The organism is Salegentibacter sp. (assembly GCF_036568425.1).
GTDB lineage: Bacteria > Bacteroidota > Bacteroidia > Flavobacteriales > Flavobacteriaceae > Salegentibacter.
In genome coordinates, this window is record NZ_DATCSO010000101.1 from 31,286 (window position 1) to 46,951 (window position 15,666).

The 15,666-nt window shown below is 37.2% G+C and carries 19 protein-coding genes; 9 read left to right on the forward strand and 10 right to left on the reverse strand.

The features are described 5' to 3' along the window. Window position 1 precedes the first annotated feature (1 nt). Complete coding sequence (locus VIM94_RS09995) at window positions 2-2,047, forward strand: HDIG domain-containing metalloprotein (protein ID WP_332039157.1); 2,046 nt, start codon at window positions 2-4, stop codon at window positions 2,045-2,047. Window positions 2,048-2,058: 11 nt separating this feature from the next. Here the strand turns inward: VIM94_RS09995 and VIM94_RS10000 are convergent, their stop codons facing one another. Further along, on the reverse strand, window positions 2,059-2,508 hold the full coding sequence (locus tag VIM94_RS10000) for a transcription elongation factor (RefSeq protein ID WP_332039158.1): 450 nt from the start codon (window positions 2,506-2,508) through the stop codon (window positions 2,059-2,061). Window positions 2,509-2,704: 196 nt separating this feature from the next. On the opposite strand from VIM94_RS10000, the gene VIM94_RS10005 reads away from it, so the two are divergent. Both VIM94_RS10005 and VIM94_RS10010 read left to right on the forward strand, forming a co-directional pair. Beyond that, window positions 2,705-3,352 (forward strand): hypothetical protein, encoded by a 648-nt coding sequence (locus VIM94_RS10005; protein WP_332039159.1) that lies wholly within the window; start codon window positions 2,705-2,707, stop codon window positions 3,350-3,352. Next, a complete protein-coding gene (locus VIM94_RS10010) occupies window positions 3,352-4,083 on the forward strand; it encodes a DUF3307 domain-containing protein (protein WP_332039160.1) in 732 nt (243 codons plus the stop codon). Before VIM94_RS10005 ends, VIM94_RS10010 begins: the two co-directional genes overlap by 1 nt. On the opposite strand, the gene VIM94_RS10015 is transcribed toward VIM94_RS10010, so the two are convergent. Continuing rightward, a complete protein-coding gene (locus VIM94_RS10015; protein WP_332039161.1) occupies window positions 4,060-4,467 on the reverse strand; it encodes a glyoxalase in 408 nt (135 codons plus the stop codon). The genes VIM94_RS10010 and VIM94_RS10015 overlap by 24 nt on opposite strands. Window positions 4,468-4,647: 180 nt before the next feature. Here VIM94_RS10015 and VIM94_RS10020 point away from each other — a divergent pair, with 180 nt between their 5' ends. From VIM94_RS10020 to VIM94_RS10030, 3 genes are all read left to right on the forward strand, one after another. Next, window positions 4,648-6,000, forward strand: coding sequence for an NAD-dependent succinate-semialdehyde dehydrogenase (locus VIM94_RS10020; protein WP_332039162.1), 1,353 nt, complete (start codon window positions 4,648-4,650; stop codon window positions 5,998-6,000). Window positions 6,001-6,005: 5 nt separating this feature from the next. Then, window positions 6,006-6,416 carry an NUDIX hydrolase gene (locus VIM94_RS10025; protein ID WP_332039163.1) on the forward strand — a complete coding sequence of 137 codons (411 nt, stop codon included), beginning with the start codon at window positions 6,006-6,008 and terminating at the stop codon, window positions 6,414-6,416. 129 nt (window positions 6,417-6,545) lie between these two features. Then, on the forward strand, window positions 6,546-6,941 hold the full coding sequence (locus tag VIM94_RS10030; protein ID WP_332039164.1) for an acyl-CoA thioesterase: 396 nt from the start codon (window positions 6,546-6,548) through the stop codon (window positions 6,939-6,941). On the opposite strand, the gene VIM94_RS10035 is transcribed toward VIM94_RS10030, so the two are convergent. Genes VIM94_RS10035 through VIM94_RS10045 form a run of 3 tightly spaced genes read right to left on the reverse strand, consistent with a single transcriptional unit; the run spans window position 6,938 to window position 9,645 of the window. Beyond that, window positions 6,938-8,035, reverse strand: coding sequence for an endonuclease/exonuclease/phosphatase family protein (locus VIM94_RS10035; RefSeq protein WP_332039165.1), 1,098 nt, complete (start codon window positions 8,033-8,035; stop codon window positions 6,938-6,940). The two genes, VIM94_RS10030 and VIM94_RS10035, sit on opposite strands and share 4 nt — an antisense overlap. 33 nt (window positions 8,036-8,068) lie before the next feature. Beyond that, window positions 8,069-9,364 (reverse strand): mechanosensitive ion channel family protein, encoded by a 1,296-nt coding sequence (locus VIM94_RS10040; RefSeq protein WP_332039166.1) that lies wholly within the window; start codon window positions 9,362-9,364, stop codon window positions 8,069-8,071. A gap of 2 nt (window positions 9,365-9,366) precedes the next feature. Next, entirely contained in the window at window positions 9,367-9,645 is a 279-nt protein-coding gene (locus tag VIM94_RS10045; protein ID WP_332039167.1) for a DUF3817 domain-containing protein, read from the reverse strand. Window positions 9,646-9,811: 166 nt separating this feature from the next. On the opposite strand from VIM94_RS10045, the gene galE reads away from it, so the two are divergent. Beyond that, window positions 9,812-10,852: a UDP-glucose 4-epimerase GalE gene (galE, locus tag VIM94_RS10050; RefSeq protein WP_332039168.1), complete on the forward strand. Its 1,041-nt coding sequence runs from the start codon at window positions 9,812-9,814 to the stop codon at window positions 10,850-10,852. 75 nt (window positions 10,853-10,927) lie between these two features. Here galE and VIM94_RS10055 read toward each other — a convergent pair whose 3' ends face one another. From VIM94_RS10055 to VIM94_RS10070, 4 genes are all read right to left on the reverse strand, one after another. Next, entirely contained in the window at window positions 10,928-11,086 is a 159-nt protein-coding gene (locus VIM94_RS10055; RefSeq protein WP_332039169.1) for a YqaE/Pmp3 family membrane protein, read from the reverse strand. Between the two features lie 96 nt (window positions 11,087-11,182). Beyond that, window positions 11,183-11,977, reverse strand: a complete 795-nt coding sequence (locus tag VIM94_RS10060; protein ID WP_332039170.1) for a DUF1206 domain-containing protein — start codon at window positions 11,975-11,977, stop codon at window positions 11,183-11,185. A 104-nt stretch (window positions 11,978-12,081) separates the two neighbouring features. Then, a complete protein-coding gene (locus VIM94_RS10065) occupies window positions 12,082-12,702 on the reverse strand; it encodes a YqaA family protein (RefSeq protein WP_332039171.1) in 621 nt (206 codons plus the stop codon). 89 nt (window positions 12,703-12,791) lie between these two features. Continuing rightward, entirely contained in the window at window positions 12,792-13,169 is a 378-nt protein-coding gene (locus tag VIM94_RS10070) for a hypothetical protein (RefSeq protein WP_332039172.1), read from the reverse strand. Between the two features lie 212 nt (window positions 13,170-13,381). Between VIM94_RS10070 and VIM94_RS10075 the strand changes: the two genes are divergently transcribed. Both VIM94_RS10075 and VIM94_RS10080 read left to right on the forward strand, forming a co-directional pair. Next, window positions 13,382-14,095 (forward strand): SDR family oxidoreductase, encoded by a 714-nt coding sequence (locus VIM94_RS10075; RefSeq protein ID WP_332039173.1) that lies wholly within the window; start codon window positions 13,382-13,384, stop codon window positions 14,093-14,095. A gap of 149 nt (window positions 14,096-14,244) precedes the next feature. Next, window positions 14,245-14,652: a hypothetical protein gene (locus VIM94_RS10080; protein ID WP_332039174.1), complete on the forward strand. Its 408-nt coding sequence runs from the start codon at window positions 14,245-14,247 to the stop codon at window positions 14,650-14,652. On the opposite strand, the gene VIM94_RS10085 is transcribed toward VIM94_RS10080, so the two are convergent. Then, a complete protein-coding gene (locus VIM94_RS10085; RefSeq protein WP_332039175.1) occupies window positions 14,649-15,644 on the reverse strand; it encodes an NADP-dependent oxidoreductase in 996 nt (331 codons plus the stop codon). The two genes, VIM94_RS10080 and VIM94_RS10085, sit on opposite strands and share 4 nt — an antisense overlap. Window positions 15,645-15,666 lie beyond the last annotated feature (22 nt).

The window sequence follows — 15,666 nt, forward strand, 5'->3', positions numbered from 1 at the left end:
TATGACAAGATTCGTAAATGGCCTTTATAAAAATCAGGCTTTATTTTACAAAGTATTTTTATTTGCACTTACCGCGATTTTAATTGTGTATCTCTTACCCAAAGGCGGGAAATTTAAATATGAGATTCCTAAAGGTAAGCCCTGGCAATATGAAAATCTCTATGCTCCCTTCGATTTTGCTATTCTGAAGACTGAAGAGGAGATCAAAGCCGAACGCCAGGAAATCACGCGAAATCATACCCCTTATTTTCAGCTGGATGAGTCCAAATTTCCTGAAATAAAAGAACAGGCTCAGTCAGAAATCGGGCTTATCTTTACTGATAGTATCTTAAATATTCATGAGCAACAAATCAGGAATTTTGTAGACGAGAATCTCAATGATTTGTATGAGAATGGTATTTTGCAGGAAAGCAATCGTCTTGATCCAGATCAGCTGGTATATCTGCGCCGCGGTAACGAAGCCTTTGAAGTTCCATATAATAGAATTCTAAAGTTAAACCAAGTTAGGGATTTCCTTGCCGGGAAAATCGAAAATTCTAATCTCACATTTCTAAAAGATGGTCTACTGGAGGTTTTCTTTAATTCAGTAGAACCCAATGTGGAATTTGACAATGAGCTCACGCAGCGGGAACTTGAGAGCAAACTGAACAATATTTCCTACACCCGCGGAAATGTGGAGCAGGGTAGCCGCGTGATCGCTAAAGGAGAGGTGGTAGAAGGTAATAAGTACGATATTCTAAGGTCCCTTAGAACCGAATATGAATCCCAGGTATGGACCGGTAGCAATTATGTTTGGGTTTTGGTTGGATACAGTACTCTCGTGGCTCTTGCCTTACTAATGCTACTGCTTTTTATAAGAAAGTACAGATATGATATTTTTGAAAATAATGTGAAAGTTACTTTTATTTTCTTCAATATCCTGTTTATGGTTATGCTCACCACTTTGGTGGTTAGGTTCAATATAGATTACGTATACGTTGTGCCTCTGGCGGTTCTACCGCTTACCTTAAAGGCTTTCTTCGATTCGCGCCTGGGACTTTTTACTCATGTGGTAACAGTACTTCTTCTGGGCTTTATAGTCCCCAATAGTTATGAATACATGTTCCTTCAAATTATTGCGGGAATCGTTACCATTCTCACGGTTTCTGAATTGTATAAACGAGCAAATTTATTTATCTCGGTTGGAGAGATTACCCTGGTCTATATTATTAGTTATTTTGCTTTTACGATAATTCAGGAAGGAAGTATTGCAGAAATTGAAGCCGAAGTTTTTCTCACTTTTTTACTGGGTGGCCTGGCAACGCTTTTTGTCCAGCCACTTATTTATATTTATGAAAAAATCTTCGGTTTGGTTTCTGATATGTCTCTACTGGAACTTTCAGATACCAATTCAAAATTATTGAAAGAAATGGCCGAAAAGGCACCGGGGACTTTTCATCATTCCCTCAATGTTGCAAACCTCGCTGAGGCAGCAGCTAATGAAATAGGTGCAAATGCAATGCTTGTGAGGGTTGGGGCACTTTATCACGATATTGGAAAAATGGATAATCCTACTTATTTTTCTGAAAATCAAACCAGTAATGTGAATACGCACGATGATTTGGATCCGCAAGAGAGTGCCCAGATTATTATTGAACATGTGATTAAGGGAATCGAAATTGGCAAGAAGAATAATTTACCAGACCGGGTAATCGACTTTATTAGAACACATCATGGTACCAGTACAGTTTATTTCTTCTATAAAAAAGCAAAGGAAAAAGACGAAAATGTTCCTACAGATGCTTTTAGTTATCCCGGGCCCATCCCCTTTAGTAAAGAAACTGCAATTTTAATGATGTGCGATGGGGTAGAAGCAGCCAGTAAGAGCCTTAGAGAACCTACTGCCGGCCTTATAGATAATTTTGTAGAGAAGATTGTAAATAAACAAATGGAAGAAGGACAATTTCTAAATGCAAATATCACCTTTAAGGAAATTCAACTTATCAAGAAAATTCTTAAACGAAAACTTAAAAATATATACCATCTAAGGGTGGAATATCCTGAATAAAAAAGGTGCATTTAATGCACCTTTTTTATTTCCATCTTCTTGTCGTTGAAACTGAAGCTGTCTCCGGCTTTTTTGTCTTTCATTTCCTGATAAATAGGAGCTTCAGTTGAAATTGAATAAACCTTGCTACCGTCCTTAAGCAGAAGCTCTCCAACCGGTACAGCTACAAAATATAAATCTGTATTTGTTTCTACTACACTACCAAAATTTACGGTTTCACTGTAATGCTCCAGATCTAAATTAGCCAGTTTTTCTTTCATTTCCTGGGCTTGGCTCAGGTATTTGGCGTATTTTTCAAAATCTCCCAGTAACTGACCTTTATTATCCTCGTCGTAATCGGTTTTTACATCATTCGCATCCATGGACTCTTTAATCATATCCATTTCCTTTTCATATTTTTCAATTCTCCGGTCTACAGCTTCAAGGCTATTGTAGTAAATTTCTTTTTTATTAATCGCCATTTTTTACTTTTTTGGTGTTTGTTTAAAATTAAGTATCGGAATTTCCCTAAAAGAATATTTAGCAAAAATTTAATATCAGAAAACACATCCAATTTAAGTTATATAAGCTTAGTAGCTTAAAATAATTTAATATAAGCTAATAGACTAATATTTGCATATTATAAGTTTTTATACTAATATTTTGTATATTTGAATTATGATAGCAGTACTAACAGCAGATCTTATAGATTCTACACATTATTCGGAACCGCTGATGAGCAGGGTAATGACTGTCTTAAAAGAGGAGTTTATCGATATTGAAAAAACTCAGCCTTCCTCAGACTTTAATATCTATAGGGGCGATAGTTTTCAGGGAGTATTAAAAGATCCCGCAGAGGCCCTTGTTGTCATGCTGCAACTTAAAACAGCTATCTTAAGAATCTCTACAACCAAAAAGGGAAAATTAAGGGAAGCCGATCTTAGAATAGCTATTGGGATTGGGAGCCTGGATTACCGGGGCAATACCATCGAAGAATCGAATGGCCAGGCTTTTCAATTTTCAGGGAGATCTTTGGATAAAATGAAATATGAGAGCCGTAAAACCCGTTTAAAAACTCCAAATGAGCATATAAACGGGGAGTTTGATGCGAGTCTTTTTCTTTTCGATGAAATTACCGATAGATGGAGTACAGCTTCTGCGGAGGTCATTTATTTTCTTCTGAAAGGCTTAAAGGAAAAGGAAATTGCCACGGCATTAGGCATCAGCCAATCGGCAGTGAATCAGCGCAAAAAAGCAGCCGGTTGGGAAGCTGTAAATGCACTTTTAGTACGTTACCATCATATAATTTCCAAAACCTTTACTTAATGCACCAGGAAATAATCATTTTACTTCAGCTGTTGCTGGCTCACGTATTGACAGATTTCGTACTACAGCCTACCAGGTTTATTAAACATAAGCAAGGCTTAGTTCTGAGATCCTGGTTTTTGTATGTACACGCATTTTTGGCCGGTTTCCTAAGTTTGCTATTTCTCCAGGATCCAGAACTGTGGCACATTGCGGTATTTATTGGAGTTACCCATTTTTTCATTGATTACTGGAAGCTTAAGCAGAAAAAAGATAATTTTAAAATTTTTCTTTTCGACCAGTTTCTTCATTTAGTGGTAATATTTCTGGCCTGGTTATACATTGTAAATGGTTTTGTTGAAATTTTTCCGACCTTACAAAACTTACTCACGAACACCTATTTCCTTGCGGTATTAATAGGCTATCTTCTAATAATTTTCCCTGCAGGATTTCTTATTGGGAAAGCCACTCAGCGCTGGCAGGAGGAAATAGAAGTAGCTCACAAAAATAATAGCCTTGAAGCTGCCGGGCGCTACATAGGTATTTTTGAAAGAATTTTGGTGCTTACCTTTATTCTTACTGATAACTTTTCGGCCATAGGCTTTTTAATCGCTGCAAAATCGATTCTCCGTTTCAGCGATAAAAGCGAGACAGGCGCCCGTAAACAAACCGAATACGTTCTAATAGGTACTTTAATGAGTTTCGCGATAACTATTCTTATAGGCTTGCTAATACGCCAGTTCGCGCTCTAATAACTGAATTCTTCCCTGGAGATTCTGTTTTACGATATTCATCATCCGCTTGTTCAGCGCAGATGAGTTTAAAATATACTTCCGGTATTCTTCAAGGCTAAATTGACCTATAATAATCCCTTTTAAACTATTGCGGAACTTAATGTCTTTATGAATTGCATTCTCGATGTAATCGAGCCTCTTCTCCAGATTTAGTTCATAAAACGAATTTTTATGTTTTACGATGTAATTTCTAAAAACTTCCAGGATAAGGTCTTCCTGGAGTTTAGTAATGGGGCGTAGAGTTTGGTTTTGAAAGCATTCATCCGAACTCATTTTCTCTGAAACTTTAGCCGAAGCAATTTCGGGTCTCATTTCAACCACTTGTAGATCTCGTAGGTTCATAACTAATAGAGTTTCTTAAATTTAAGTAATTAAGAGTAGGATTTTTATATAACTTTGAAAGACTTGTAAACCACTTATAAACAAGAGCATTTCCGTTAAAATCCTCTTAATCGCCCCAGTGGGGCGCTAACTTCTTTTTATCTTTATTTCTATCCACCCATTAAATTGAACTAACTAAAAATGATAATTTCCAAAAATCCTTACAACGGAGAAGAGATCTTCAAAATAAAGGAATTTACTAAAAAAGATATAGATAATGCCCTGGCTAATGCTGAAGAGAGATTTAATTCCTGGAAATCCATAAGTTTTGGCGAAAGAGCAGAGCTTTTACAAAACCTGGCTAAAGAACTTAAAAGGAATTCCAGGGAGTATGCTACAGATATGAGCCTTGAAATGGGGAAACCCATTTCACAGAGTATTGCCGAGATCGAAAAATGCGCCTGGGTTTGTGAGTATTATGCCGAAAATGCCGAAAACCAGCTGTCAAATGAGGTTATAAAAACAGATGCCTCAGAATCTTATGTAAGTTTTGAACCCCTTGGCGTAATTCTGGCCATAATGCCTTGGAATTATCCCTTTTGGCAAGTATTCAGGTTTGCTGCCCCGGCATTAATGGCCGGAAATATTGCTGTTCTCAAACATGCCAGCAATGTGATGAAATCTGCTGCGAATATTCAAAAGGCTTTTGAAAGAGCAGGTTTTCCAGGAGGTTGTTTTCAGAATTTATCTATTGGTAGTGATAAAGTAGAAGCTATAATCAGGGACCCGAGAGTAAAAGCTGTTACCCTTACCGGTAGTAATCCTGCAGGAAGCGCTGTAGCTTCTGTTGCGGGAGAAGAGATCAAAAAAACAGTTTTGGAATTGGGTGGGAGTAATGCCCTGGTTGTATTTGAGGATGCTAATCTTGAAGAAACGGTAAAAACCTGTGTAATGGCGAGATTTCAAAATACAGGGCAAAGCTGTATTGCCGGGAAACGTCTTCTGCTCCAAAAAAATATAGCTGAAGATTTCCTGGAAGAATTTACCAGGCAGGTACGGGAACTTAAAAGTGGAGACCCAATGGATGAAGAAACTTTTATTGGGGTTCTTGCACGAGAGGATCTGGCCGAAGATATAGAAGAGCAGGTTCAGAAATCATTGGATATGGGGGCAGAGATTATCCTGGGGGGAAATCGGGATTCGGCTTATTATGAACCCAGTATTTTAATAAATGTGAAGCCCGGGATGCCCGTTTTTGATGAAGAAACCTTTGGACCGGTAATAGGAGTGACAACCTTTAAAGACGAAAACGAAGCTGTAGAGCTGGTTAATCTTTCTAAATTTGGGTTGGGTGTTTCGGTTTTTACCGGTAATCTGGCCCTTGCTAAAAAAATAATTCCTCGGTTTGAGGATGGGGCGGTTTTTATTAATGATCTTGTAAAGAGTGATCCTCGTTTACCCTTTGGAGGTACCAAAAGTTCTGGTTATGGAAGAGAATTATCTGAACACGGAATTAGAGAATTTGTTAATCGTAAAACAGTATATTTTAAATAGAAATTATGGAACAAGAGATAGCTGTAACAGTAGATATAGTTGCATTTTGCAATTCGAATAATAAAATAAATGTATTATTGATCAAACGAAAAAATGAACCTTTTAAGGGGCAATGGGCCATTCCCGGTGGTTTTGTTGATGAAGATGAAGATCTAGAAGATGCCGCTAAACGGGAATTCACTGAAGAAACCGGTATAAAAGTGAAAACTATAGAGCAGGTAAGGGCTTTTGGAGCCCCAGGACGAGACCCGCGGGGGCGCATCATTTCCATCGCTTTTTTAAGTTGGATAAATTGTGACGAAAATCCTTTAGCCGGAGATGATGCCGCAGAGGCTAAATGGTTTACCCTTGACCAGCTTCCTGATCTGGCCTTTGACCATGCCGAAATTATTAATGCAGCTGAGATTTATTTGTAGTACGAATCCAAAATTAATTGGTGCTAAAATTTATTTTTCTTTATTTTCCTGAGACATAATATGGAATTTCGTAAAAATGAAAGAAGGTTCTTTCAGTCAGGATTATGTTTTTTACCTTTAAAATAAAAAATGAGATTTCATACCAGGAAATGGGTAAAACCTCAGGATTTAAATCCAAATGGAACCCTGTTTGGGGGTAGGGTTTTAGAATGGATCGATGAAGAATGTGCTCTTTACAGCATCATTCAGTTGGAAAATCCGAGAACAGTAACCAAATATATTAGCGAGATCAATTTTCAAAATTCTGCTCATCAGGGCGATATTGTTGAAATAGGAATTGATGTCTTGAAATTTGGGAGTACTTCTTTGAGTTTACGATGCGAGGTTAGGAATAAAATGACCCGCGCAGTTATTATTACCATTGAAAAAATAATTATGGTCACTCTTGGTAAAGATGGCAAACCAATGAAACATGGAAAAACAAAGATTGAATTTGTAAAAGACAGGCTTAATCAAAATGATTAGTTTTCTTCTTTAGCTTCTTTGGCTTTTTCAACATTTTCTTCTTCCTCTTCCTTTATTTGCTCTTTCGCCCTTTTTAATTGATTTTCATTAGGGGCCTCAGCTTCTTGTTCTTTAGCCCTGTCCGGTTCAAGACTTAGGCTCACATAAAAAGGAAAATGATCAGAGCCGGTGTTTTCCCCGGTATTAATATCTTTTAATCTAAATTCTTCCGAAGTTAAAATATGGTCTAGTGGCCACCTAAGAAGAAGGTTGTTAGCATTAAAAGTGTTGTAAAATCCGCGGCCAACCCTAACATCCAGAAGTCTTCCTACACTCTGGAAAAGGGAGGTGGTTTCAGACCAGGCGACATCGTTAAAATCTCCAATTACAATTACCGGAAGTTCTCGTTCCAGGCTCATTTTTGCGATTTTCATCATTTCAGCATCGCGATCGGAGGAACTTGGATTATGTTGTGGCATTGGTGGAGTAGGATGAATGGCATAGAGTTGTACCAAATTCCCTTCGGGCAATTTTATTCGGGTGTGGATTGAAGGAATACTATCGTGTACAAGATATCGTACCTGTGGGTCGATCAGTTCAAACTTTGAATACAACAGCATCCCGTAGGTGTTTTGTAAAGGAACTTCTACATTATAACGATAAGACTCCTCCAGATTTTCAGAAATTTCATTTTTCCATTTTGTATTGGTTTCAGTAAAAACCATAACGTCAGGATTTATTCGATCTATTTCGCTTATTAATTTTTCGTATTTTTTATTCTCTTGAAGAACATTAGCAGTTAAGATTTTTAATTGAGGAGCCTCAGCCTTTGTGCTTTCTCCAATTTCATAAGCTGAAAAAGGGGTGTATGGATAAATTTTTCCAAACTGAAAGATAAAACACGCCAGAAGTATTATCATAAAAATATAATCCTGTCGCAATTTTATATCGAAGCGAATGAAATAGGCGGCAATGGCTGTTAAGGTTAAAAGGCTTAATTGTATATGCGGAAAGTCGAATACCCGAATCCACCAGAAATCGGCTGCGATTAAAGGAATTAAGGTTAGGAGCACGGCGATGGCCCCAAATATCTGAAGAAAAGTTTTTAATTTCATTGGTTAGGTTTATACGGACTAAATATAGCAGATTTAGTCTTTCGCAGGTTCAGAAAGATGCTGAAAATATTTTGTGATATCGTCTCCAGATGGGGATTCGAAAAGCTGGAGCCCAAAATAGGGGATTGCAGCAATGATGTGATCGAAGATATCGGCGGAGATATATTCAAAGTTTTCCCAGCGTTTATCACGACTAAAACAAAGTATTTCCACCGGAATTCCTTGTGGAGTAGGTGCAAGATGTCTCACAATAATATAGAGCTCTTTATGTACTGCCGAATGGTTTTGGAGATAGGTGTCCACATATTTCCTAAAGATTCCCAGGTTGGTTTGGTTCCGTCCATTGATAGGTAAGGAGCGATCAATTTTTTGAGATTCGTTATAGGAATTGATTTCATTTTGGCGGGTCTCCAGATATGACTCTATGAGCTGGATTTTTTTGAGTTTTTCCAGATCAGCATTGGTCATGAATTTTACTGAATTCTGCTTAATAAATACGGCTCTCTTAATTCTTCTTCCTGGAGATTCCTGCATTCCCCGCCAGTTCTGAAAGGAATCCGAGATCAGGCTATAAGTTGGAATTGTTGTGAAAGTATTGTCAAAGTTCTGCACCCTCACAGTTGAAAGGTTGATTTCGGTAACAGTTCCATCAGCACCATATTTGCTGAATGTGATCCAGTCGCCAATTCTAACAATATCATTTACAGTTACCTGAATAGAAGCTACAAATCCTAAAATAGTGTCTTTAAATACCAGTAGTAAAATAGCTGAAGCTGCACCAAGAGAAATTATAAATTTCACTACTGATTCCCCGGTGATTTCAGCAAAAATAAAGAGCAGGGCGATGGTCCAAATTACGATCATCACCACCTGAATATAGCTTTCTACAGGTTTATCCCTAAATGACTCCTGGGTTTTCAAATAAGCCTTCAGAGTTCGCATGAAGCTTCGGAAGATCCAAACTACCAGGATAATGACATAAATATTGAAAACGAAATCAAATACTTTAATTACCAGAGGAAAGTCAATAAATATAAATGGTACAAGATAATAAAGGATAAATAACGGAACTATCCGCCCAATATATTTTGGGAATTTGGTTTTGATTAGAAAATCATCAAAGGTAGTCTTGGTTTTATTAGTAAAGGTCTTAAAAGCCTCTATTACAAAGGTCTTAATGAGATGATTTACCCCTATAATAAGGAGGATCAGGACAAGGATATTAATCGTTAAATTGATGTACTGGGCTGCTGTGGGATCTAAACCATATTCTATTAGTAAATCTTCAACAAGACAAACCAGGTTTTTTAACCAGCCATCAAATTCCATAATTATAAATATTTTCTTTCAACATAAAAGGGTCCAAAAGGAACCAGTGAGCATACCAGAATAACAGAAAGTTCCTTGAAGTTCCAATTCATTGGTTTAAAAAGATAAATAGCCCCTAAAACATAGGCAATAAATAGCAGTCCGTGCGCCATCCCAATATTTTCAACCATTGCAGGTTTATCCAACATATATTTTAAAGGCATGGCGATAAATAACAATAATAGAAAGGAAAGTCCTTCTAAAAAACTCACCCATTTAAAAATTTTCTTTTTCTTTTCCACAGTAAATAATTTAAACAGCGCAAAGATAGTTTTTATGCGAGATTTATACAGAGAGTAGCCCTCTATTTTTGAAAATTAGAGGTATAACCAAAATCAAATTAGCGTTTCGTTAACGGCTGCTTGTTTAACATTTTTCTTAATTTGCATCACTAACAAAAAATATTAAATGAACTCTAAAATATTGGTCACCGGGGGTCTCGGGTTTATAGGATCGCATACAGTGGTGGCCCTGCAGGAAAAAGGTTTTGATGTAGTAATTATAGATAATCTTTCTAATACGAGCATTGACGTATTGGGAGGGATTACAAAAATCAGTCAGAAGACTCCGGTTTTTGAAAATTTTGATCTCAGGGATAAGGGGAAAGTGATGGAATTTTTTGAGAAATATCCCGACATAGATGGAGTGATACATTTTGCTGCATCAAAAGCAGTAGGCGAGAGTGTTATAAACCCTTTACTATATTATGAAAATAACCTGGCCAGCCTGATCTATTTGATGAAAGAACTCAATAAGAAAGAAAACCCCGGATTTATTTTTAGTTCCTCCTGTACCGTTTACGGGCAGGCCGATGAACTGCCAATTACCGAGGATGCTCCGGTTAAGAAAGCTGAATCCCCATACGGAAATACCAAACAAATAGGAGAGGAGATTATTGCAGATACTTGTAAAGCAAACCCTGGATTCAGGGCAATTTCCCTACGTTATTTTAATCCAATTGGAGCGCATCCCAGTGCAGAGATTGGAGAACTGCCAATAGGTACTCCCCAGAATCTTATTCCGTATATCACACAAACCGCTATTGGCGAAAGAGAGGAATTATCGGTTTTTGGAGATGATTATCCAACACCAGATGGAACCTGCATTAGGGATTATATTCACGTAATGGATCTCGCCCGGGCACATGTTGTGGCATTAGAGCGCCTTATAGAAAATAAGGAAGAAGCTAACTACGAAGTTTTCAATCTAGGAACCGGACAAGGAAATTCTGTTCTGGAGGTGATTGAAAGTTTCGAGAAAGTTAGTGGCGAGAAGCTACCATATACAATTACCAATAGGCGGGAAGGTGATATAACCGCTGCCTATGCCAATACCACCAAAGCAAATAATGTACTTAACTGGAAAGCGAAGCTTAGCCTTGACGAAGCTTTAAAAAGTGCCTGGGATTGGCAAAATGAGGTGAAAAGAAGAGCCGAGAGCGAAAATTAAGTGTTGTTATAATAGTATAAAAAAAGCGCCTCGGTCTTTTGTACCGGGACGCTTTGTTTTCTGATGGTTTTACCTTTATCTAGTTCCATTCACAAGAAAAGCATGAATTACACCTGGAATCCATCCCAGGGCAGTAAGTATCAAACTTATAACAAATGTTCCACTTAAACCGTGTTTTAAGAAAACCGCCAGAGGAGGTAAAAGAATATTCAGAATTATAGTTAATAAGGACATAATAGAAGTTTTAATTGATTAGTAAACCTGAAGATATATAATCTCAAAGAATTAAATTTCTCCTTTAAGATGGATTTGAGATAGTTTAACAGCGACTTAAGTTCTGAACTTCCTGTATTTAACCATCATAAAGATATAGATGGAATAGCAAATCATTCCTGCGGCTACAATTCCCATCAACCAGGAACCCATGGGCGATTCATGTAAAAATGCAAACGCATCTGTAGTACTCTTTATATCGGAGGTGTTATGGGCTATTGCTGCCCGAATAAAGAAATAAGCAAGAATAGCGAAGATAATTCCACGAGCAATTAAGCCAAGATACCCCGTATTTTTTATTGTCCTTCTGCGTTTTTCTTCTGAAATAGATTTGTAATCAAATTTCTCCAGAAAATCTTTATTAACAGCCTTTTTAAACTGAAAAAAACTAGTGGCTACTAGACCTATTCCTATCGCAGCGAAAACATAAACCCCGGCATCACCGGTTAAAAACGAAGACAACATTCCCTTTTGTCCAGAACCTGATTGGGATGAAGTTCCTGTATTTAAAAGTTTCATAACCGCATAACCTGCGATGCTTAAGTAAATTAAGGCACTAATAAAAAAACCAAATCTCTTAGCTTTACCTTTCTTATCCTGTCCTATATTCTCTGGATCTTTTATCGCTTGATAGAATCTCCAGCCTGAATAGCAAAGTAAGCCAAGAGCGATTAAAACCAGTAGAACATTACCAAAAGCCTGTTTTTCCAAAAAATCGATTACCTGCATTTGGCCCGCAGTTTGACCACCCATATTAAAAGCAGCCATCAAAGTAAGGATTCCAATTAATCCATATACAACTGCCTTAGCGGCATAACCAGTACGCGCCACCTTCTTTAATTTAGAATTCATAAAATTGAGTTTTTGATTGGTTTTTATTAAAACTAACTCAATTATAGCGAAAAGAAAGGGCTGTTGGGAAAATTTTAGAATTTTAGAAATAGAGAAAAGCAGATTTATACCATTTCAAAAATGACCAGGGCATAAAGGTAAAAGCGCACAAAACGCAGCAAGCCAAACATCAAAAAGCTAGGGAAAGGAAATTTAATTATTCCTGCAGCAATACTGGTCATTGCAAAGGGAATAGGTAATAAGGCACCTACAATAATTAAGAATCCACCCCATTTACGGGTGTTTTTAATATGATCAGCCATTTTTATCTCAATGTCTTCATGGACTGCTGGAATTTTGGTAATAGCCCTTCCTATGTAGTAGGAGATAATTCCTCCTAAATAAGAGGCGAGGGCAAGCAGTGAAAGGTAAAGAATAGGGCTGGAGGATTTTCCAGACCAGGCTATAAAGAGTTCCGGTGGTATTAGGCCCAATAAAGATTCAGAGAGAAAAAATACTCCCAGGATTCCAGGTGGGGAATAAGTTTCAGTAACCGTGATTAACATCTGGTCGATATCCAGAAAGTATCTGTCTAATGCAAATATGGCAGCGAGGAATAGCACAATGGGTATTATCGCCTTTTTTACGCTTCGCCATACAAATTTGTAGAAACCTGTATAACTATAATACTGGTGCAATAAACGTATGCGCGACTTCTTTCTTTTAGATTTCGCTTCTTTTTTCATTTAAAAAAAGTGTTTTAGTGTTTTGGTGGTAGGGCACCAAAAAAAGCGCAGCTATTTCAAATTCCGGACCTAAAGAGAATTTTACAGAATTAATTTTCTTCTGCATAAGTATTCAGAGCATTTACATACTCTCTTAATTCTATTTTATTGACCTTGTTCTCAGGGTCTGCCATTAAAGACAAAAGATAATCAAGACTTTCTTGCCCGGTTTCAGCGGTGTTTTCAGGTATTTCTTCCCCTTCTTCCATCGGTTCATCATCGGGAACAGCAATTTCAAAGCCTTCAAAATTCTCAATATGTTCATAGGTTAACCTTAAAGCTTTTGCAAGCAAAGGGTTGCCCTCTTCGTCAACAATAATAGTTCTTAGCTCTTTCAGATCCTTAACCAAAGTATTAATGATAATACCATTGCGCATAAGATCACGTTGGATTTTATTGAGTAACTGCTGTGCCTTTATATTTTTCAAAAGAAAGATTTTATTCTGATTAAACTTTTCTAATACCCTTCTGCGGCTATTAATTTTTGCAAAGTTACTTCTTTCAGTCTTTTCTGAAACATTTTAACACAGAATTATTGTCGCTTTTCAGGCTTAAAATTAACAATATCTTAGTCTCCTAAATTTTAATGAAGCTTCAATCTTTAGTAGTTTTAGATTGAAAAATTAATAAAAATTTGAAAATGAAATCATTAGAAAACAAAGTAGCATTTATTACCGGTGGGAGCAAAGGAATAGGTTTTGGTGTGGCAAAATCCCTTTTGGATTTGGGAATGAGAGTAGCTATAACAAGCCGCTCTTTAGAAAATGCTAAAAATGCTGCTTCCAAATTAGGCAGCAAGGATAAAGTTATGGGCCTTGAAGCCGATGTACGTGATTACGAAAGTCAACAAAAGGCGGTAGATTCGTTAGTCCGGGAATGGGGGCAGTTGGATGTACTAATCGCTAACGCAGGAATTGGCCACTTTGGAAATATCGATGAGCTTTCCGTCAAACAATGGCAGGAAACTTTAGATACTAATTTAAGTGGGGTATTTTACAGTATTAAATCTTCCCTGGAAGCTTTAAAAAAGTCTAAAGGTTATGTAATCACCATATCCAGTCTTGCAGGAACAAATTTCTTCTCTGGAGGGGCAGCTTATAATGCGAGTAAATTTGGGGTAACAGGGTTTACTCAAGCGGTTATGCTGGATCTTAGAGATAAAGGAATAAAAGTAAGTACAATTATGCCCGGTTCGGTAGCAACTTATTTTAATGATCATACCCCAACTGAAGAAGATGCCTGGAAAATCCAACCCCAGGATATTGGAGAATTAGTGGTAGATCTTTTAAAAATTAACCCCCGGACGTTGCCAAGTAAAATTGAAGTGCGACCTTCGCAACCACCCAAAAAATAAGGAATACCCTAAAAAAATTATCTAAAGCAGTTCGTGATTCGAACTGCTTTTTTTATGGATATAGAAAAAAATTTTACATTAAATTATAATTAGAAAATAATATATCTCCTTCAAATTCATTAACTTATACATCTAATGTCAGTGGGCTTATGAAGGAGAAAATTATTTATATCGTATTAATAATATTGTTATCACTTACTGCCTGTAATAAACTTTCGGGTCCGGGACAAGAGAAGCAATTTGAGGGCAAATCCTATGTTAGGTTATTTTTTAATTCTGAAGAAGAATGTTTGGATGCCCAACCCCCGGACTTTTTCATCAATTGCCATCAACAGGTCGATTTCCTAAAAAATAATGATGCAGAAATTATGGTTTCTGATATTATTTGGAGGGGAACCTATGAAGTGATAAATAAAAAGATCATTCTTTCAATGGAACCCAATTTTGAAATCCCTTCGGGGGAGGTGATTTTTGAGGTGAAAAATAACACTCTTCTTATTAAAACCGATGATAAGACAGAATGGAGGAAAATGAAGGGGAATTCTATCTGGAATTAAACCTCTACGATCATTTTACCCTTGTTCTTTCCTTCAAAAAGATCCAGGAAGGCCTGGGGTGTATTTTCAAATCCTTTTTTTATTGTTTCCTCATATTCTAATTTTCCTTCTCCCAACCAGGTTGCAAGTTGATTAATAGCCGGACCAAAATCTTTGACGTGATTCCTCACCAGAAATCCCTGCATTAAGGCACTTTTCTTTATTAAAATACCTTCTACACGAGGGCCGGTGGGCATTTCTTCTTTATTGTAAAGTGAGATCGCCCCACAATTGATTATACGTGCAAAGTCATTTATATTCTGCATTACCGCATCCAGGATTTCCCCACCTACATTATCGTAATAAACATCAATACCGTTAGGGCATTTTTCGGCGAGTGCCTTCTTCATATTTGATGTTGTTTTATAATTTATCCCTGAATCAAAACCAAACTTGTCTGTAATTTCCTCGATTTTTTCATCGCTGCCAGCTATCCCTATCACTTTACAGCCTTTTATTTTTCCGATCTGTCCTGCCACGCTCCCAACGGCTCCCGCAGCCCCGGAAACTACCATGGTCTCTCCTTCCTTAAGATCGGCAATTTTATCCAGGGCTATATAGGCCGTTAGACCAGTAAGACCGAGAATGCCTAAATATGCAGAAAGCGGTGCCTTGTCCTTATTTATTTTATTAAGTCCTTTTCCCTGGGAAATTTGAAATTCTTTCCATTGAAGCATTCCGCTTACAAAATCACCTTTCTTGAAATTGGAATTATTGGATTTTATTACTTCAGCAATTATCATTGATTCCAATGGCATTCCTACCTCAAAAGGTGGAATATATGATTCCTCATCTCGCATTCTTCCACGCAAATAAGGGTCTACGGAGATATACTTTGATTCAAGTAATAATTCCCCTTCTCCCGGTTCGGGCTTCTGCTCTTCAGTAATTTTAAAATTTTTAAGACTGGGGGTCCCTTTTGGTCTGGAATTAAGAAGTATAATTTTATTCATAGGTTTATTTCATTAAGCGGTG